Source organism: Calothrix sp. NIES-2100, assembly GCF_963875285.1.
In the GTDB taxonomy this organism is placed as follows: Bacteria; Cyanobacteriota; Cyanobacteriia; order Cyanobacteriales; family Nostocaceae; genus Aulosira.
On record NZ_CAWNLA010000001.1, the window covers coordinates 2,756,825 to 2,776,136 of the forward strand.

15 protein-coding genes are annotated in these 19,312 nt (G+C 41.8%); 11 read left to right on the forward strand and 4 right to left on the reverse strand.

Going from position 1 to position 19,312, the window contains the following annotated elements; all coding sequences use genetic code 11:
• The first annotated feature begins 34 nt into the window (after positions 1-34).
• From AACU32_RS11850 to AACU32_RS11865, 4 genes are all read left to right on the forward strand, one after another.
• Entirely contained in the window at positions 35-412 is a 378-nt protein-coding gene (locus AACU32_RS11850; protein ID WP_096599745.1) for a response regulator, read from the forward strand.
• Between the two features lie 822 nt (positions 413-1,234).
• Positions 1,235-1,609: a hypothetical protein gene (locus AACU32_RS11855; protein WP_096599746.1), complete on the forward strand. Its 375-nt coding sequence runs from the start codon at positions 1,235-1,237 to the stop codon at positions 1,607-1,609.
• Complete coding sequence (locus AACU32_RS11860) at positions 1,602-2,018, forward strand: hypothetical protein (RefSeq protein WP_096599747.1); 417 nt, start codon at positions 1,602-1,604, stop codon at positions 2,016-2,018. The genes AACU32_RS11855 and AACU32_RS11860 overlap by 8 nt, the downstream gene beginning before the upstream one ends.
• A 336-nt stretch (positions 2,019-2,354) precedes the next feature.
• Complete coding sequence (locus tag AACU32_RS11865; protein ID WP_096607964.1) at positions 2,355-4,025, forward strand: dipeptide ABC transporter ATP-binding protein; 1,671 nt, start codon at positions 2,355-2,357, stop codon at positions 4,023-4,025.
• A gap of 384 nt (positions 4,026-4,409) precedes the next feature.
• Here the strand turns inward: AACU32_RS11865 and AACU32_RS11870 are convergent, their stop codons facing one another.
• Positions 4,410-5,327 carry a hypothetical protein gene (locus AACU32_RS11870; protein ID WP_096599748.1) on the reverse strand — a complete coding sequence of 306 codons (918 nt, stop codon included), beginning with the start codon at positions 5,325-5,327 and terminating at the stop codon, positions 4,410-4,412.
• Positions 5,328-5,744: 417 nt separating this feature from the next.
• Here AACU32_RS11870 and AACU32_RS11875 point away from each other — a divergent pair, with 417 nt between their 5' ends.
• The 3 genes from AACU32_RS11875 (at position 5,745) to AACU32_RS11885 (ending at position 8,153) form a co-directional block, all read left to right on the forward strand.
• Positions 5,745-6,239 (forward strand): GNAT family N-acetyltransferase, encoded by a 495-nt coding sequence (locus AACU32_RS11875; RefSeq protein WP_096599749.1) that lies wholly within the window; start codon positions 5,745-5,747, stop codon positions 6,237-6,239.
• Between the two features lie 129 nt (positions 6,240-6,368).
• Positions 6,369-7,319, forward strand: coding sequence for a 50S ribosomal protein L11 methyltransferase (locus AACU32_RS11880; RefSeq protein WP_096599750.1), 951 nt, complete (start codon positions 6,369-6,371; stop codon positions 7,317-7,319).
• 114 nt (positions 7,320-7,433) lie between these two features.
• Positions 7,434-8,153: a hypothetical protein gene (locus AACU32_RS11885; protein WP_096599751.1), complete on the forward strand. Its 720-nt coding sequence runs from the start codon at positions 7,434-7,436 to the stop codon at positions 8,151-8,153.
• Here AACU32_RS11885 and AACU32_RS11890 read toward each other — a convergent pair.
• The 3 genes from AACU32_RS11890 to ilvA form a co-directional block, all read right to left on the reverse strand.
• Positions 8,150-10,183: an Eco57I restriction-modification methylase domain-containing protein gene (locus AACU32_RS11890; protein WP_096599752.1), complete on the reverse strand. Its 2,034-nt coding sequence runs from the start codon at positions 10,181-10,183 to the stop codon at positions 8,150-8,152. The genes AACU32_RS11885 and AACU32_RS11890 overlap by 4 nt on opposite strands.
• 26 nt (positions 10,184-10,209) lie before the next feature.
• Positions 10,210-10,827, reverse strand: coding sequence for a Uma2 family endonuclease (locus AACU32_RS11895; RefSeq protein WP_096599753.1), 618 nt, complete (start codon positions 10,825-10,827; stop codon positions 10,210-10,212).
• A gap of 115 nt (positions 10,828-10,942) precedes the next feature.
• A complete protein-coding gene (ilvA, locus tag AACU32_RS11900; RefSeq protein WP_339378681.1) occupies positions 10,943-12,490 on the reverse strand; it encodes a threonine ammonia-lyase, biosynthetic in 1,548 nt (515 codons plus the stop codon).
• Positions 12,491-12,556: 66 nt separating this feature from the next.
• Between ilvA and AACU32_RS11905 the strand changes: the two genes are divergently transcribed.
• From AACU32_RS11905 to coaE, 4 genes are all read left to right on the forward strand, one after another.
• Complete coding sequence (locus AACU32_RS11905; RefSeq protein WP_339377799.1) at positions 12,557-12,910, forward strand: hypothetical protein; 354 nt, start codon at positions 12,557-12,559, stop codon at positions 12,908-12,910.
• Positions 12,911-13,576: 666 nt separating this feature from the next.
• Positions 13,577-16,147 (forward strand): CHAT domain-containing protein, encoded by a 2,571-nt coding sequence (locus AACU32_RS11910; protein WP_096599755.1) that lies wholly within the window; start codon positions 13,577-13,579, stop codon positions 16,145-16,147.
• Positions 16,148-16,546: 399 nt separating this feature from the next.
• Positions 16,547-18,130 carry a uroporphyrinogen-III C-methyltransferase gene (gene cobA, locus AACU32_RS11915; protein ID WP_096599757.1) on the forward strand — a complete coding sequence of 528 codons (1,584 nt, stop codon included), beginning with the start codon at positions 16,547-16,549 and terminating at the stop codon, positions 18,128-18,130.
• Positions 18,131-18,230: 100 nt separating this feature from the next.
• Entirely contained in the window at positions 18,231-18,821 is a 591-nt protein-coding gene (gene coaE, locus AACU32_RS11920; RefSeq protein WP_096599758.1) for a dephospho-CoA kinase, read from the forward strand.
• Positions 18,822-19,312 lie beyond the last annotated feature (491 nt).

Sequence of the window (19,312 nt, forward strand, 5' to 3'; positions counted from 1 at the left end):
AACTGACAACTCACAAACAAAACTTAGAAACTGTATGACTCAGAAAATTCTGATTGTTGACGATGAACCTAATATCGTGACGTTGATGGAACAAGCTCTAGAAGCTTTAGAAGATGAGGGAGTTGAACTGCTAACTGCCAGAAATGGAGAAGAGGCTCTAGAAACTATTAAAACTGAAAAACCAAATCTAGTTTTTCTCGATGTAATGATGCCGAAAATGAATGGTCTAGAAGTTTGTCAGACAGTGAAACACGACTTGCAAATGACTGATATTTACATCGTGATGTTAACAGCTAAAGGACAGGAATTTGATAAACAAAAAGGGCTTGATGTTGGTGCTGACCTTTATCTGACTAAACCATTCCGCCCCAAGGAAGTACTGGAAAAATCAATGCAGGTGCTGGGCTTTTAAGGAAAATTCCTATAAAGGCTGAAAATTGGGTATCGCTCCTGCACCCAACATATTGACAAAGCAGGAGAACAGGGTATAAGAATTGGCGCTTTATCTGGAAAATAAAACATTTGTCCCTTAAGTTTCTATTAAATTACTAAAATCTAGTTACACAAACCCATCTGTTATTAGCCGTCAATTAAATTGACCTCTACAATGCAAATTGCTAAATATACAATGGATTGTCACAAGGTAGTCATGGCTGTGTCATATCCAATTGCTACCTTAAAAAATAATCACGGCAACATTTGACAACCAAACAAACATGAAAATCCCTCTTCCCTAGTCCCTAGTATCTAGTCTCTAGTCACTAGCCCCTATTTTCAAGCTAGATCACTGTAACTAACTAATAATGGATATGTCTACTTTTATCTTAGCTGCATTTTTGGTTAGTTTATTAACTGCCTCTGGTTGTGCGGCGATCGCTTATTTGTTTCCTAACAACCATTCGCGAGACTAATTTAACTATTGTGCTTGCGCAATTTTATCATATATCACCAGCCATTATGTCTATTTAACTTTAAGAATGATGTAGGGTAAATTATGTAGCAGTTTAATTAAGTGCAGAGTGTGTATACATAAAGCACCCATTGTCAATGTCTGACATTGGTGCAAAAAAGGCGATCGCAATTATTTCCTGGGAAATTTAAGTGAATAATTTTTAAGAAAAACTAACTTTTTTTATTTAAAAATAAATTTTATATAAACTATTGTATAAAAAAAAATCAGCCTTTAGTATATTGACTGTCTTAGCAGCAATTTCGAGGAGGCCTAATTTTGGAAATGCAATGGGGATTAAATTTCCTATCTAAACTGATTCAGTTTGAAATTTGGCTATTTCTCGTAGGCTTAATGTCCTCGATTTTTTTTCTGATGTTTAAAAAGAAAATCAATCTGAGAGGATTACTTTTTGAGAAAACAAGTAATCACAAATATAGCCCAGAGCGATTGCAGCTATTGTTATTTACTTTGATATTTGTTGTTTACTACCTGTTTGATGTTAGGCATAACTTAAATGTCTGTAAATTAGGCAATGAGCCTTGTATTATGCCACAAATTCGCTCAGAATTTCTGTTTGCATTGGGAGGAAGTAACTTTGCCTACCTTTGGGGTAAGTTATCTGCAATTTTGAAAGAACGGAGGTCAGAGCGTGCCTGACATTCACAATATTTTTATAATTCTGGCGCTGGTTATCGGTTGTACTCTAACGATTTTTGTAGCTGTTTTAGAAATATTCCTTCTCATATTTATTTGGGAAGGGACTTGGAATTCTAAATCTGATAAAAGAAGAGGAATTAATATCGATATGTTGATTAGTGAAAGCACAGGTGATGCAAGCCTAGCACGCTTTCAGCTATTGATATTTACCTTTGTGATTTCCATGAGTTTAGTATTGATTGTCGCTAGCAATCAACCACCATCTTTTCCGAAAATAATTCCCGATCAGATTTTAGGTTTATTAGGTATTAGCAGTACCTCTTACGTTCTCGGTAAAGCCCTGCAAACTCAAGTCAAAACTCCGTCAAACGACGAACCACCGCCAACCGATCCACCGCCACCAGAGTAACACTCAGATCCTGATTATTAGTGGTTCATGTCATTAATTTTGATTGCTTGTAAGCGCCCCGATTTATTAGATAAGTCGGGGCGCTGAACCTTTTTTATGCCACGGTAGTCAGCTGCGATCGCTTGTTTTCATCTTGCCTTCTTTAGATTTATGTTATAAATCAACTCTGACAGCAGTTTACTCCCCCCGTGGAGTAAATTTCGCTTTGCGCCTAACCACCCAGCATCAAGCAGGAGCGTCAGCCCAGAAATGACTGAATGCTAATCTGGTAGACTAGCCTAAATTTCCAAATATAAAAACTAGTGGCTCAGGGCTGATAATTAATATATGAGTGATATGAGTGAAGCCTTATTTTGTGTGGAAAATCTCCGAGTTGCTTATCAAGAGACTAGTGGAGAAGAACTAACATGGGCAGTGGATGATGTATCTTTTACACTGCAAGCCGGTGAAAGAATGGGATTGGTGGGAGAGTCCGGTTGTGGTAAATCAACATTGGGAAGGGCTGTAATGCGGTTGCTACCTACATCTAGCCGCATTGAAGGGACAGTGACATTTCAGGGTCAGCGAGTATTTGATTTAACACCATCAGAAATACGGAAATTTCGCGGGGAAGCAGTGGCGCTGATTTTCCAAGATCCGATGACACGCCTTGATCCATTGATGACTATTGGTAAGCATTGTATCGAAACACTCCAAGCCCACTCACCAGAATTATCAACACGACAAGCGAAAGAAAAAGCGATCGCCACTTTAGAAAAGGTGAAGATTCCGGCGAGTCGGTGGAATCAGTATCCCCATGAGTTTAGCGGCGGAATGCGACAAAGAGTAGCGATCGCCTTGGCTTTACTTCTCAATCCCAAATTAATTGTTGCTGATGAACCAACTACCAGCTTAGATGTCACCGTTTCCGCCCAGATATTACAGGAATTAACGCGGCTGTGCGGTGAAGAAAACATGGGTTTGCTGTTGATTTCTCACGATTTAGCAATGGTTACCGAGTACTGCGATCGCATTGGCGTGATGTACCAAGGTAAAATGGTAGAAATGGGTGACACCCAAGCAGTATTTCGCCAACCCCAACACGAATACACGCGATCGCTTTTACAAGCAGCTTTGCATATCCAAGCAGTAGATGAAAGTGGCGAATTGATGATTGCGAATGATGAAAAACAGCAATTACCTAACCCACAAGCACAATCGCCAATCTTGCGTGTAACTGAACTCAAGCAGCATTACACTATAGAACCTAACTTGATTGAACGACTATTTAAAGGTCAAAGTCAGACAATTAAAGCCGTAGATGGAATTGACTTGGAATTGTATCCAGGGGAAATTTTAGGATTAGTGGGCGAATCAGGCTGCGGTAAAAGTACCCTTTCCCGGACAATTTTACAACTAATTCGCCCTACATCTGGGAAAGTGGAATTTTTGGGACAGGAATTAACCACATTATCACGCCAACAAATTCGTTCCTCACGGCGACAAATGCAGATGGTGTTTCAAGATCCTCACGCTTGTCTCAATCCCGCCATGACAGTAGGGCAAAGTATAGGCGATCCTTTATTAATTCACCATCTTGCCGATGCGGGTAAAGCCCAAGAACAAGTATTATGGATGTTGGAAAAAGTCGGTTTAACACCAGCAGAAGTTTATTATCAGCGTTATCCCGCCGATTTATCTGGTGGACAACAGCAACGAGTAGCGATCGCCCGTGCGTTAATTACCCGTCCTAAACTATTAATCTGCGACGAACCAGTGAGTATGTTAGATGCTAGCGTCCAGACACAAGTGCTGGATTTGATGTTGCAATTAAAGCAAGAATTTGAATTAACCTATTTATTTATTACTCATGACTTGTGGTTAGCCAGATTTTTGTGCGATCGCATTGCCGTCATGAATGGCGGTAAAATTGTCGAAATTGGCGCCACAAAAAGAATTTTTGCCAATCCCCAACATCCTTACACTAAAACTTTACTAGCCGCTGCGCCCTTATTAGCAAGGGCTTAGGGCGTGTTTTCAAACTCATTTCTTGAATCAGGGGAGGAGGGGGAGAGGGGGAGACGCGGTGACGCGGAGAGCTTTTTGAACAAATTTTCACCGCGTCGCCGCGTCCCATTGTCCCGTTGTCAGCCTTATGTAGTTGCATTCGATACTTTGAAGACACGCCCTAGGGATGTGCATGGAAATAAAGTACCTAATATCCAGGAGCGTGGGTTTCGACTGCGCTCAACCCACGGGCTGAGCGTCGAGGGCTGAGCGCAGTCGTTGGCGCAGCCTCTCGCAGAGAAGCCCGGTCTTTAAAAAAATATCCTATTACTGTGTAGGCAAGGGGGCAGAGGGGACAAGGGAAGGGGGACAAGGAAGATAAATAATAAATGCCCAATGCCCCTATTACGAATTACTTCCCTCAATTAATTTCGGTGCTTTTGGATTGGAACCATATAACTCAACAAATCTCTTAAACAGCAACATCGTTTGATGATTGGAAGCTAAACTCACGTTGAATAGACGCTCAATATTTTTCTCATAGAGATTGCGTAAATAAGGCAAATCTTCAAAGAGAGTTAAACAAGAAGCACAATGCAATAGAATTTGCAGTATTGGTTTAGGCCAGTCTAAGTCGCTGTAAATTTCTATAAATAGATAATGCTCACTCTGCGTCAGAGGTAATGCATAAAACATGACAGTTATTCTCTTACCATTGTATACCGGAATACTGAGTTCAATGGTATAGGGAGTATGTAAAATTAAATCCACCTCAACAATAGGTTGTCGCCAAATTCTTAAAGCATTCAGTGGCGACTCTAACACGGTTTGAAATTTAATGATACCACCGCCGACTGTAGGCTGGAAAGAGCTAATATTAATCACCCGCAAATTGTTCAGGCTAAATTTATGAATCGTTTCTAAATGTTTTAAATTCAACAAATGATAAATTTGGCACAGGTAAGGAAAAGGTAAAATATATTCCTGACTGATCATATGCCGCTTCTTCAACTCAAACCTCTGGTCTTGAGTTGGACAGAGATATGCTTGAGTATTATTTAATTCATTTTCTGGTCTTAAATACAGCCAACTCAAAAAGAAAAATGAGGCGGTAAATAGCTGAAACACTTCCAAAGCCGAGATATAACCATCAGCAAACGCGGCTAAACTTCTATCGGTGATGCCAAAAAGCCACGATGGAATCCCAGCTAGCCAAATACCATTTTTGAGTTTGAGGATAAAAAGAGCAAGTTCTATCTCTAGCGATGGAGTACCACTTTTAGCAGCTTCATCACTATCTTTTTGAATTAGATTAATAGACATAGTAATTAAGAATCAAATATTGCTGACCCTAAAAGTTAATATCTTGAATTACCTCGATCCTAACTATGCCTAATGGGATCAACCTCTACCTTGAGCTGTAAATACAAGCAACAAATATTTTGTGTTTTAACTGTCAATAAACAGTCAAATTTACTATATATATGTTATTCAATCTCAAGAGCAATTTAAAATACAATTATCCATTCATACTCGGGTATGAAAATTAACAATAATCATAAAAATAATCAGACAGAAGAAGTATATATATGATTGGTGAAAAGTCGCTGCCTTCAGATACCCGATTTCTTTGAGAAGTCGGGTATCTAATTTAAAAGAGGAGCAACCTATAGAATTGCTGGCGCTAAGGCTGTATGATTTTTAATTATTTTTGTAAGAATTCCTCTCAAGACGCTAACAATGACTATCCGCCATGCGACTGAAGTTGACTTACCTGCTATTGTCGCAATTTACAATGCTGCAATTCCTAGCCGCATGGCCAGCGCTGATTTAGAGTCAGTGACTGTAGAAAGCCGCCTCAATTGGTTTCGGGGGCGATCGCCTTCACAAAGACCGCTGTGGGTGGTAGAAGTAGACGGTATAATTGCCGGATGGCTAAGTTTTCAATCCTTCTATGGGCGTCCAGCCTACAATAAGACAGCCGAAATTAGTATTTACATTTCGCCAAACTTTCAAAAGTGTGGTTTAGGACGAAAACTCCTAGGACAAGCAATTGAGCAAAGTCCCAGCTTGGGCTTAAAGACTTTAATCGGCTTCATATTTGCCCATAATCAGCCCAGTTTAAACCTGTTTAGAACATTCGGCTTTAAACCTTGGGGACATTTACCTCAAATCGCCGAACTTGATGGTGTTGAACGTGACTTAGTAATTATGGGGCTGCGGATTGGGGATTAGGGATTGGGGGGATGAGGGAGACAAGGGGGATGAGGGGACAAGGAGGACAAGGAGGACAAGGGGGATAAATAACAAATGACAAATGACAAATGACAAATGACAAATGACAAATGACCAAAGGAAATAAATATGTCATGGATGGAATTAAGCCTTGATACCACGAATGAAGGGGTTGATTGGGTATGTACGCTACTGGCTAAAAACAACTTTACTAGTGACGTTCATATTCAGAAATATACAGTAGCAGAGAATGATGAAATCACACCGGATTGGGCGTTTACCATCAGCTTATACCTACCAGATGATGTTTATGCAGATATCCGTGGGTCAGAAATCGCCCAATTACTCTCGTCATTGCAACGCACAGGACTGGCTACAGATTTGCACATGGCTGTAGTTGCAGAAAAACCAGCGCATACAGAAGAACTAGTCAAGCGAATTGGGCAAAAGTTCGTTGTTCTTTCCGCTGATATGCCTTATAGTTCAACAGCAGAGGAAATTACCTTAAGACTTAAACCCAGCCTCGCTTTTGGGAGTGGTTTACATCCAGCAACCATACTCAGCCTACAATTGCTTGAGCGTCATATTACCCCGGAAATGAATGTTCTTGATTTGGGGTCGGGTTCTGGTATTTTGACTGTGGCGATCGCCAAACTGGGAGCAAATGTTTTAGCCTTAGATAATGACATAATTGCTGTGCAAGCAACTCAAGACGCTGTATCTCGTAATGGCGTAGAGCAGCAAGTCACCGTCATAGAAGGTAGTTTAGGATCTGGTAGCGATTTAGGACATTGGCTAGGGGGAGATTCTATTAATAATGTGCCCACAGTTGAAGCAAAAAATCAATTTCACCTGATCGTTGCCAATATCCCAGCGAGAATACATATTGCCTTGGCTGCTGATTATCAAAAAGCGCTGCTTCCAACTAATATCAATGGCGGATTAGTAATTTTAGCTGGTTTTACTGTCGATTATGAGTCAGATTTAGCTGTAGCATTCACAGACGCAGGATTTGAATCTGTCGATTGTGAACGCCAAGATGAATGGGTTGCACTAGCTTATCGGTTGAAATCAGCGTAATTTGTCAATTGGTAAGTGCGATCGCTAATTTCTGCTACTTTACTTATGACTATAACCGTAAACGTTGCTTCTTTTTGGGCAACCTAATCTATAGTCATAGTTTGGCTTTGATAAATGAATTTATTTACCGATGCAGTTGCACAAATAGAAGATGCTTATGATGAGCTAAATCATAAACTGGGTTGGCGCTTCTTATACTCTCCATCTCGCACGCTTTCAAGTAATGTTCCCATCTTTTTTGCAGGGCTTAATCCTGGTGGCAATTCTTACGAACCGCCAAAAGCAAGTGTAGAAGAAGGCAATGCCTACCTTGTGGAAGGCTGGAAAGATGTCCATCATCATGATAAATTACAGCGGCAGGTTTGTTTGCTCTATGAAAAAGTTGCTAACAAACTTGGAACTGTCAACAGAGATATTTTGATGGATAATTCACTGGTTACAAACTTCTGTCCGTTCCGTTCCAGTGACTGGAAATCATTACCGAACCGTAAGAAGTCCGAGGAGTTTTCACGAAAGCTCTGGTTTCATCTACTCACACACATCGTTCATCCTTCAGTTTTTATCTGTTTGACTCATAAGACTTTTGATGAATTCAGGAATTTGTTACTACAACTGGGTTATGTTGAACAGCAAAGCGTCTCCAAATTGACTGGCTGGAAAGATACAACATATACGAAAACATATCTCGTCCGTGATAATCATGATGTATTAATGTTGAGACTCCCACACCTATCCCGCTTTTCCATCATCGGAGACAAACCGAAATACTCAGCAGCCGTGGAAGATTTCACTGATGCAATAGCACGGCAAATCTCAACGTATCCTTTAAACTAACTGGATACTGCATCGAACAAAGTTTCAACTGAGGCAAGGTAAGTATGGATACTTTTTTGCCATTCAGAAGTTCCATAAGTACGTAGTAATTCCAGTATACTTTCTTCAATTTGATATACAGTTTTTGGACTGTTAATGGGACGTTCAGAAGCATCTGGGTTTGTAATGATTAAAGCTGAATCTAAAAATTTATGAACTGTTTGGCGGCGAACAGTTTCCCGCGTATTCGGTTTATATGATTTTCCATATTGCTGTGCCATGAATTCCATCATGGGTGTAATTCCCATTAAAGGAGATGCAGCAGCAGACCAAGGATCATTGGGCTTTAAGTCAAGGAGAGCCAGGAGAGTTAAGGCTGAACGTTCATTAATTTGTGCCCGTGGTAATCCAAGTTCAATTAATATTTGTAGAGCTTCATCAATACGGGCTTTAATTATTAAAGGGTTGTTTTCAGATTGATTTGTCATCCTGAGTAGTGCTTGTACAAGTTGATCAATTTCTGGCTGTGCGGGAAAATCTTCTCCTATACTTAGCCCTATGCTAATTAACTGCTCTGTTGTCGGATATTTTAAATTGCGTAAATCCGTTGCATTAACCTGAGTATGTCCATTAAATAAACGAAAAAATGCGTCTACGAGGCTGGAGTTTAGATAAACTGTAAGACCTCTTGCTAAAGTAATATCTAGCCCCTTTCCATCCTTGTGAAAGTAGTTGAGGTGATTTTCAAAACCTACCCAATCACAATTAACTCTGTCAGCATCATAGACGACTGCAACGACTCGCTTTTTTTCCTCTTTTGTGGAAAATCTTTTAGTCAACACATAATTTTCGTTCGGTACTAACAGAGAAAAAGTTGGTTCTGCATAAACCAGCGCTTGGTGTTTTTTAGTTAGCTTGGGATATTCAACATATCCTGCTGATAAATTCAATGGATATATTAAGGGAACAGTGTTTTTTTCTGGGAGGAGACGCAGATATTCTTTAGCACGGAAATCTACAACACGTCCTGTGGAAACAGTTAATCCCAAGTCTTGTAATGTACAGGTGAAATTCGCCATTTGCTGAATTACCTGCTGACTTAGGGTATCTGGAATAATATGGATGAATTGTTGCTTGTCGTTGGGATGAACTATTTCAGCATAAGCTAAGGAATTGGACATCACAAAATCATCATCAGCATTTGCAGATGTAGTGATGAGTACACGATCAAATTTTTGTTTTTGTTTTATTGCATGAATAATAATAGTTTCTTGTAAAACTTCATCTTCCCTAAAAGCTTCTTCTCTGGATTCAAAAAGATGTATCTGTTCTAAAGCCATCATTTCCAAAAACATTTTACGGAAGTCTTGAAAATACGGGCCATTACAAAAACTACGCGGTGAAATAGCGACAAACTCCCCTCCTGGCTGAAGCAGTTGGGCGGTAGCAGCCATAAAACCTGGATACAGATTGCTGGTTTCTAATCCCAGAGAACGTAATAAGCTACGCACCTGAGATTGAGCATTGATTTTTAAATATGGCGGATTAAGAATAGCGTGTGTAAATCTGAAATTATCAGGATTATCGAACAAACTAGGCTGAAGTAATCTGACAGCATCTTGAATAAAGTCTTGATTTCGGATGTGATATTTCAAGGAAATACCAGCTAGTTGACATTCTGTTTTACATAATTCTAAAGTCTGCTGCAAATAGCTAATTAGAAAAGGATCAATTTCATAAGCAACAATATCTAAATTAGCTGGGCGTTGTGGCTGCTGACAAAGATGAGTCACAAACGCCGCAATTAATGAACCAACTCCTGCGCCAGCATCCAGTAAAGATATGTGAGTCAGATTCAGCCTGTTAAACATCCCAGCCATTAATTCTGCTACTGGCGCAGGAGTGAAAAATTGACCGAGTTTTGCTTTGCGTTTTTGCTGCTGTTTCTGGCTGGCGCTAATCCTCAAAAGCTCTACTTCACGAAGTAAGTTTATAGTAAAGGATTCTACCAAGCTGTTAAATTTTGGCTCTCTACTAGTTGATTGAAACATCAGAGTTCGCTTAGTCTCTAAGTTAATCAACCTCCAGCTTGAAAAATCTGTTCGGCGGTTAAATTCAATTCTGGAAAAGTTGGTGATTCAATGCGTTCTTGAGAGCGAAATTTCCTCACCTGATATTCACCTTCATCCAAACAGCAAACTAAGATTGTCGGTTCTTTGGGTTTACCAATGAACTCTCTCCCGCCTAAAGCAGCATAATCCACAATCCAATATTCAGGAATTCCCATCTCTTCATAATCGGCGTATTTTTTATGATAATCATCACGCCAATTAGTACTTACTACTTCAATTACTAAAGGAATAGATGCTGCAAGGTTGACAGTAGATGCTTTTTTCCAGCGAGACTCATTGACTAAATTAGGTAAATTTAGTACTAGCACATCTGGCGAGTAAGCTGATTCGTTTTCCAGTGGTTTAACTAATGCTGTTTTTGGTATGCCATAGGGCAGATTGAGACGACTATATTCTAACGTGATTTTTGTCGCTAAAAATACAACTACCTCTTCATGATCACCCAATGGCTGTGACATCTCGACTACTACTCCATCATGTAATTCGTAACGTTTCCCTGTGTTATCTGGATATTTAGCAACGAATTCATCAAATGTAACTACTTTGCGTAAGGTTTGACTCATAAATTATTGCCTCGCCTTTATCTAAAAGGACTGAAGATGTAGGGTGTGTTATGCCATAGGCTAACGCACCATCAGAAGGTGCGGCGCTTGGCGACAACACACCCTACACATCGCTCTACCCCAAAAATAGCTTGTAGGCTGGATTCTGATTTTCATCCCAATACCGATACCCCAAGGTATCCAAAAATGCCTGCCACTTTGCCATTTCCTGCGGTGGAACCTGGATACCGACGACAATTTTCCCGTAATCTGCCCCATTGTTGCGGTAGTGGAACATACTAATATTCCAGTTGGGACTCATGGAACCGACGAATTTCATTAACGCGCCTGGGCGTTCGGGAAATTCAAAGCGGTAAAGTAATTCATGTTCTGCTAACGGTGAATGTCCGCCTACCATGTGGCGCAAATGTAATTTTGTCAGTTCGTCGTCAGTGAGGTCGATAGTTTTAAAGCCGCAACCTTCAAAGGTTTCTCGCGTCTTTGTTGCATCGGCGCGGTTTTGAATTTGCAACCCAACAAAAATATGTGCTTCTTGTTCACTAGCAATGCGGTAGTTAAACTCAGTTAAGTTGCGATCGCCTATACATTCACAAAATTTCCGCAGACTTCCCCGTTCCTCCGGAATCGTCACCGCAAAAATCGCTTCCCGGCGTTCCCCAAGTTCGGCGCGTTCAGCGACAAACCGCAACCGGTCGAAGTTCATATTTGCACCGCAAGCCACAGCTACTAAGGTTTGTCCCTCAATTTGCTCCCGTTCGGCGTAGGCTTTGGCAGCTGCGATCGCCAATGCTCCCGCAGGTTCTAAAATTGATCGGGTATCTTCAAATACGTCTTTAATGGCGGCGCAGGTGTCATCGGTATCTACCAAAATGATTTCATCTACATATTGCTGACACAGGTGAAAGGTTTCTTCTCCCACTTCCCGCACTGCTACCCCATCAGCAAATAACCCCACCTGGGATAATCTCACCCGCTGTCCAGCTTTCAGCGATTGACTCATCGCATCCGCATCCACCGGTTCCACACCAATAATCTTAATTTCTGGACGCAACCGCTTGACATAAGCCGCAATCCCTGCTATTAGTCCGCCACCACCAATGGCGACAAAAATGGCATGGATCGGTTGTTGATATTGCCGTAAAATTTCCATACCGATGGTTCCCTGACCAGCAATCACATCAGGATCATCAAAAGGGTGAATAAACGTCAGTCCCTTTTCGGCTTCCAGTTCACGAGCATGGGCATAAGCATCATCGTAGGTATTGCCATGTAATACTACGTGTCCCCCCCGTGCTTTGACAGCATCTATCTTTACCTGGGGCGTGGTAACGGGCATGACAATAATTGCTTGCGTTCCCAAGCGACTGGCAGATAAAGCCACACCTTGGGCATGGTTACCAGCGGATGCGGCAATCACACCTTGCTTTAATAAATCTGGTGGCAGGTTTACCATCTTGTTATAAGCGCCACGCAGTTTAAAGGAAAATACTGATTGCATATCTTCCCGCTTTAGCAACAATTTATTGTTGAGCCTGCGAGACAGATTTGGGGCATACTCTAAAGGTGTTTCCTGGGCAACATCATATACACGGGCAGTCAGGATTTGAACCAGGTAGTCACAATACATGGGCGTTGAGGGGGTAGCAGATGCCGGATGGACAATAATTGTACGCTACTTATGCACGGATAATTCGTAATTCGTAATTCGTAATTCGTAATTAATGAGGCTTTGAGCTTCATTAATGAGGCTTTTAGCTCCGTGAATGAGGCTTTGAGCTTCATTAATGAGGCTTTTAGCTCCGTGAATGAGGCTTTGAGCTTCATTAATGAGGCTTTTAGCTCCGTGAATGAGGCTTTGAGCTTCATTAATGAGGCTTTTAGCTTCGTGAATGAGGCTTTGAGCTTCATTAATGAGGCTTTTAGCTCCGTGAATGAGGCTTTGAGCTTCATTAATGAGGCTTTTAGCTCCGTGAATGAGGCTTTTAGCTCCGTGAATGAATATTTAATTTGCAGCAAAGCAATCTCAGAGCTTCACTACCAAACATTAGAAATACTTCTGGGCAGTGCATACTTGTCAAATTAACATAAAACCCATGTCAAGTCGTGACATTTGTCAGACAATAAGGTTCAGTTAAGCACAGATGCAATACCTCGTAGGGGCACGGCATCCACCATTGGTGTCAACTTAAGTTCAAAGGCTTATCCCACAAGCATTTTACCCCACCCCTCAATCCCCTCCCCTTGGCAAGGGGAACTCGGGGCCCCCTCTGGGGATTAGGGGCAGGGAGGTTTTGCGTCAGCAAAGCCGGGGTGGGGTAACGCGGATCTTGATGGTAGGTGAAGGAATTCACGCATCACGTCTTCATAAGGGTTTCACGTTAAGTTGACACGTATGGGCATCCACAGACTTTCGGTTATAGAAATAACTTATCGGAGCCGTGCCCCTACAATTCGTCTTCACACCAAGCTGATTGATTTATAGCTTCCTCTACCCGGTTGGTGGGTTTGTATAAGTGCAGTCCCCTGTCCCTATTCCCCGCAAAATTGCATAACCCCCACCCTGCTCAGAGCTATAGAGTAATAAGCCAGCAAATAACGCTGGTGTTGCGGTTAAATTATCCCAAAATTTAGCCATATTCACCAACTATTTAACATCTTCCTGCATCAAATAGCTTAATCTAATCACTTAATCCCCATACCTCCCCTGTATTTAACTTCATCCTTCATCCTTCATCCTTCATCCTTCAGTATGCGCTTTCACAACATTGGTCTAAGTTTACTCGCTCTAATTATCGCCACAGCTTCCACACCAATAACTTTCAACCTTTTCGCCTCACCAGGAGAATTACGAGTACTGGCGCAAACATCAGCCGACCGCAAAGCCGAAGCACATAGACTATTGGCAGATAGTCTATTGCAGCAAGGTATTGAGCAATATCAAACCAGTCAATTTGAAGCAGCATTACAGTCTTGGCAACAAGCACTGATTATCTATCGCCAAATCAAAGACCGTTTAGGGGAGGGAAATGCTCTGGGCAATCTGGGACTTGCTTACCATGCTCTAGGAGACTACACCAAAGCCATTGACTACCAGCAGCAGAGATTGGCGATCACCAGGGAAATCAAAGACCGTAAAGGGGAGGGTGCTGCTCTGGGCAATCTGGGAATTGCTTACCAAGCACTGGGAGACTACACCAAAGCCATTGACTACCTACAACAGACATTGGCGATCGCTAGGGAAATCAAAGACCGTTTAGGGGAGGGAAATACTCTGGGCAATCTGGGAATTGCTTACCATGCTCTAGGAGACTACACCAAAGCCATTGACTACCTACAACAGACATTGGCGATCGCTAGGGAAATCAAAGACCGTAAAGGGGAGGGTGCTGCTCTGGGCAATCTGGGACTTGCTTACCATGCTCTAGGAGACTACACCAAAGCCATTGACTACCACTCCTCAAGTTTGGCGATCGCTAGGGAAATCAAAGACCGTAAAGGGGAGGGTGCTGCTTTGGGCAATCTGGGAAATGCTTACGATGCTCTAGGAGACTACACCAAAGCCATTGACTACCACTCCTCAAGTTTGGCGATCGCTAGGGAAATCAAAGACCGTCAAGGTGAGGGACAATCTCTGGGCAGTCTGGGACTTGCTTACTATGCACTGGGAGACTACACCAAAGCCATTGACTACCTACAACAGACATTGGCGATCGCTAGGGAAATCAAAGACCGTAATGGTGAGGCATATGCTCTGGGCAATCTGGGAATTGCTTACGATGCACTAGGAGACTACACCAAAGCCATTGACTACCAGCAGCAGTTATTGGCGATCGCCAGGGAAATTAAAGACCGTAATGGTGAGGGTACTGCTCTGAACAATCTGGGAGCAGCTTACCAAAAATCTGGCAAACTTCCAGAAGCTGAAAAAATCCTGCGTGCTGGTATTGAAGTATTAAAATCTATCCGAGGAGACTTGGGTAACAACGATGCTTATAAAATCTCAATTTTTGAAGAACAAGCTCGCACCTACCGTATATTGCAACAAGTGCTGATTGCTCAGAATAAAATCAACGATGCACTCTTAATCTCCGAGCAAGGACGTAGTAGGGCGCTGGTGGATTTGTTAAATTCACGTTTGTCTGGTAAAAATGCCCTGGCAAATGTAGAACCCACATTATCCCTGCTGCAACAAATCGCCAAACAACAAAAGGCGACACTTGTTGAATATTCAATTATCTATAATGATTTCAAAGTTCAGGGTAAAGAAGAATCTCATGAATCAGAACTCTACATTTGGGTAATCAAACCCACGGGTGAAATTACCTTCCGCAAAGCTGACCTTAAACCTTTATGGCAAAAAGAAAATACAACTTTAGCCCAATTAGTCACCAACAGCCGCGAGTCAATCGGTGTCAGAGGACGTGGCGGTATTGACGTAAGTTACAACCCCAATCCAACTAAGGTAAAACAGCGCTTTCAAAAGCTGTACGAATTACTCATTAATCCTGTTACTGACTTGCTACCAAAAAATCCTGATGAGCGAGTAACATTTATACCGCAATCATCTTTATTCCTTGTCCCCTTCGCCGCTTTACAAGATGACCAAGGTAAATATTTAATTGCAAAACACACTATCCTCACTGCCCCAGCAATTCAAGTATTAGATTTAACTCACAAACAAAGACAAAGAGTTTCTGGTAATCAAGCCCTAGTTTTGGGTAATCCTATCATGCCCAAGGTTGCCCCCAAAGTTGGCGAAGCACCACAAAAATTACCTTCTTTACCAGGTGCGGAAACGGAAGCTAAAGAAATAGCGCAACTGTTAAACACCAAAGCCATTACAGGTAAAGAAGCAACCAAAGCCGCATTTATTCAAAGATTACCCCAAGCGAGATTTATTCATCTAGCTACCCACGGCTTACTTGATGATTTTAAAGGTTTGGGTGTCCCCGGTGCTGTCGCCCTCGCCCCTGATGGTAAAGATAACGGCTTGCTAACTGCGAATGAAATTTTAGATTTAACCATCAACGCCGAATTAGTTGTATTAAGTGCTTGCGATACCGCCCAAGGTAAACTCACAGGCGATGGTGTGGTTGGTTTATCTCGCGCTTTAATTTCTGCCGGTGCGCCGAGTGTAATTGTAACTTTGTGGTCAATTCCCGATAGTCCTTCGGCATTATTAATGGGGGAATTTTACCGCCAATTACAGAAAAATCCAGATAAAGCTTGGGCGTTACGTCAAGCGATGTTGACAACGATGAAACAGCATCCCCATCCCAGCGCTTGGGCTGCATTTACGTTAATTGGCGAAGCGAAGTAATCAGGGACTTCCAACGAAAAAACATCCCAATTATCAATAGACTTCTTGCAAAAGTGTTTTTTGCAAGAGGTGGGAAAAGGGAAAAGGTTAAAGGGGAAGGGGAAAATACAAAACCTTTCCCCCTTTACCCTTCCCCTTTTCCCGACTTCTGCAAGAAGTCTAATTTACCAAACCCATCGCTCGTGGGTGGGGTTTTCCCCATTGGTGTTAAATTGAGCTTCAAACCTAAACCACAAGCGTTTTACCCCACACGCCAGTCCGCTCAAATCGGGAAACCCGCCCACGCGGCTGGCTCCCCTCAATCTCCTCGCCGTTTACGGGGAGATTTTAATCATCAGTGATTAGCCAGACTTGATATGATTCGGGAACGGGACGCGATCGCACTGACAAATTTCAACTATGACTGAAGCAATTGGCAAAGTTTACCTTGTAGGTGCTGGGCCAGGAGATGTAGCATATCTCACGGTGAAAGCGGATAATCTGTTGAAGCAAGCCCAGGTATTAGTATACGATGCCTTAGTAGATGAGCAATTATTGCATTGTGTATCACCTAATTGTCTGAAGTTAGATGTCGGCAAACGTGGTGGTAAACCCAGCACACCCCAAGCAGAGATTAATCAATTATTAGTAAATTACTGTCAGCAGGGGAAACAAGTTGTCAGACTCAAGTCAGGCGATCCGTTTATCTTTGGGCGCTGTACTGCGGAAATTGAAGCTTTGAAAGCAGCCGACTGTGCATTTGAAGTTGTACCGGGAATTTCTTCGGCTTTAGCCGCACCGTTACTTGCAGGAATTCCTTTGACAGATCCAGTTTTGAGTCGCTGTTTTGCAGTCTTAACAGCCCATGAACCAGAAGCTTTAGACTGGGAAGCGCTGTCAAGGCTAGAAACATTAGTAATTTTGATGGGTGGACAACATTTAGCAGAGATTGTACATCGCCTGATTCGCCAAGGGCGATCGCGTCTCACACCCATTGCCATTATCCGTTGGGCTGGAACTGTTAATCAACAAATTTGGACAGATCAACTGGGCAATATTTTAGAAACCACAGCTGGCTTACCGCTTTCACCAGTGGTAATTGTCATTGGTGAGGTTGTTGGGCTACGGAATTACCTCCAACCTGAGAAAATATCCAAAGAGCAGTTAACTATAGCCAAAATTCCCAGCCCTGTAACTATGACAGCTAATTCCCAACTTCCTCTCAATGGTAAAACTATTTTAGTCACCCGTGCAGTGGGACAATCGAGCCAATTTTGCGATCGCCTCACCGCCTCCGGTGCTACAGTCATTGAAATGCCGACTTTAGAAATCGGCCCGCCTTCGAGTTGGGAAGCATTGGATCGGGCGATCGCAAATTTAACTACCTTCGACTGGTTAATTCTCACCTCTACTAACGGTATAGACTATTTTTTTGATAGATTAACCGCACAGGGTAAAGATACCCGTACCTTAGCTAATGTCAAAATTGCCGTGGTTGGGGAGAAAACCGCCCAAAGTTTGAAAAAACGTGGTTTGCAACCCGATTTTATTCCCCCGAATTTTGTCGCTGATTCTTTAGTGGAAAACTTCCCAGAAGAACTATCAGGGAAAAAAGTTTTATTTCCCAGAGTTGAAACTGGTGGAAGAGAAATTTTAGTCAAGGAATTAACTGCAAAACAAGCAGAAGTAATAGAAGTTGCAGCATATCAATCTTGCTGTCCCAGCAGTATCCCCCAAACCGCAGAATTAGCTCTGCAAAATCACGCGGTAGATATCATTACCTTTGCCAGTTCTAAAACTGTGCAATTTTTCTGCCAACTAATTAACAGCAGATTCGCCAATCTTGCAGATGTTTTAGCAGGAATTTGTATAGCCTCAATTGGCCCCCAAACCTCAAAAACTTGTCATGATTTAATCGGACGAGTAGATGTAGAAGCAGAAGAATATACTTTAGATGGATTAACCCAAGCGCTGATTATCTGGGCGAGGGAGAAGAGGGGATGAAGGGACAAGGAGGACAAGGGGGACAAGGGGGACAAGGAGGATAAATGCCCAATGCCCAATGCCCAATGCCCAATGCCCAATGACAAATGACAAATGACAAATGACCAAACGCATCATCGGCTTAACTGGAGGTATTGCGACAGGTAAAACCACTGTCGCTGATTATTTGGCTAGTGCTTATAATCTGCCAATTTTTGATGCAGATATTTATGCCAGAGATGCAGTAGCTCTGGGTTCACCGATTCTGAGTGCGATCGCCCAGCGTTACGGCACAGATATTTTACTCCCAGATGGCAACCTGAACCGCCAAAAGCTGGGGGAAATTATTTTTGCGCGTCCAGAGGAACGCAATTGGGTAGAGGGTTTAATTCATCCTGATGTAGGCGATCGCTTCTTGAGCGCAATTGCTCAATCCTCTGCACCAACATTAGTCTTAGTCATACCTCTGCTGTTTGAAGCACAGATGACTCATTTAATAACAGAAATCTGGGTAGTGTATTGTTCCCCATCCCAGCAGTTGCAAAGATTAATACAGCGCAATCACTTAACTCCAGAACAAGCACAAGCTCGCATCAATAGCCAAATGCCTCTTGCAGAAAAAGCCGCTCTGGCAAATGTGGTGTTAGACAATTCCTCTACACGAGAAATACTGCTGCAACAGGTAGATGCTGCTCTTACCCAAGGTAGCTGATAGTCTAGGTTTTTGGTTATTCGCAATACTGATTACCTTATAGCAAAAAGCACAAGGTATTTGTTAATTAATTTAAATTTCAAATTCCCGGAAAAACACCTATAAAGAAATTAACTGTACATAATATCTTGGTAATTTTACAGTAGACGCACATATTAATATTGCTGTAAAATCTTGGATAAACTAGCATTTATCTTGAGGTTATATGGCTAATTAGTGACCAGATTGATCCAGATATTTGCCATTATATATGGGTCATCATCACCAACACAAATTGTATCTCATGGCACTTAAACAATAATTTTCTTATTAAAGTTAGGTAAAAATAATTTGAAATTATAGATACCAAATTGAAAATTATTTTTAGTGTGTTCCCAAATAAACACTGAAAAATTTGTAGTTGATATTGCCAAAAGGTTCACATAAAGCTTTATAATCTCAAAGTTTAGTTTTTTAGGGTGCTGACTTTTTTGATTTCAGAATAAACATCA

Bases quoted from the DNA above. Each gene is read 5' to 3' on its own strand.
- AACU32_RS11855 (WP_096599746.1), top strand. From the start codon at position 1,235: ATGCAATGGGGATTAAATTTCCTATCTAAACTGATTCAGTTTGAAATT.
- AACU32_RS11910 (WP_096599755.1), top strand. From the start codon at position 13,577: ATGCGCTTTCACAACATTGGTCTAAGTTTACTCGCTCTAATTATCGCC.
- AACU32_RS11850 (WP_096599745.1), top strand. From the start codon at position 35: ATGACTCAGAAAATTCTGATTGTTGACGATGAACCTAATATCGTGACG.
- AACU32_RS11890 (WP_096599752.1), bottom strand. From the start codon at position 10,183: ATGTTTCAATCAACTAGTAGAGAGCCAAAATTTAACAGCTTGGTAGAA.
- AACU32_RS11885 (WP_096599751.1), top strand. From the start codon at position 7,434: ATGAATTTATTTACCGATGCAGTTGCACAAATAGAAGATGCTTATGAT.
- AACU32_RS11865 (WP_096607964.1), top strand. From the start codon at position 2,355: ATGAGTGAAGCCTTATTTTGTGTGGAAAATCTCCGAGTTGCTTATCAA.
- AACU32_RS11880 (WP_096599750.1), top strand. From the start codon at position 6,369: ATGTCATGGATGGAATTAAGCCTTGATACCACGAATGAAGGGGTTGAT.
- AACU32_RS11875 (WP_096599749.1), top strand. From the start codon at position 5,745: ATGACTATCCGCCATGCGACTGAAGTTGACTTACCTGCTATTGTCGCA.
- cobA (WP_096599757.1), top strand. From the start codon at position 16,547: ATGACTGAAGCAATTGGCAAAGTTTACCTTGTAGGTGCTGGGCCAGGA.
- AACU32_RS11895 (WP_096599753.1), bottom strand. From the start codon at position 10,827: ATGAGTCAAACCTTACGCAAAGTAGTTACATTTGATGAATTCGTTGCT.
- AACU32_RS11870 (WP_096599748.1), bottom strand. From the start codon at position 5,327: ATGTCTATTAATCTAATTCAAAAAGATAGTGATGAAGCTGCTAAAAGT.
- coaE (WP_096599758.1), top strand. From the start codon at position 18,231: ATGACCAAACGCATCATCGGCTTAACTGGAGGTATTGCGACAGGTAAA.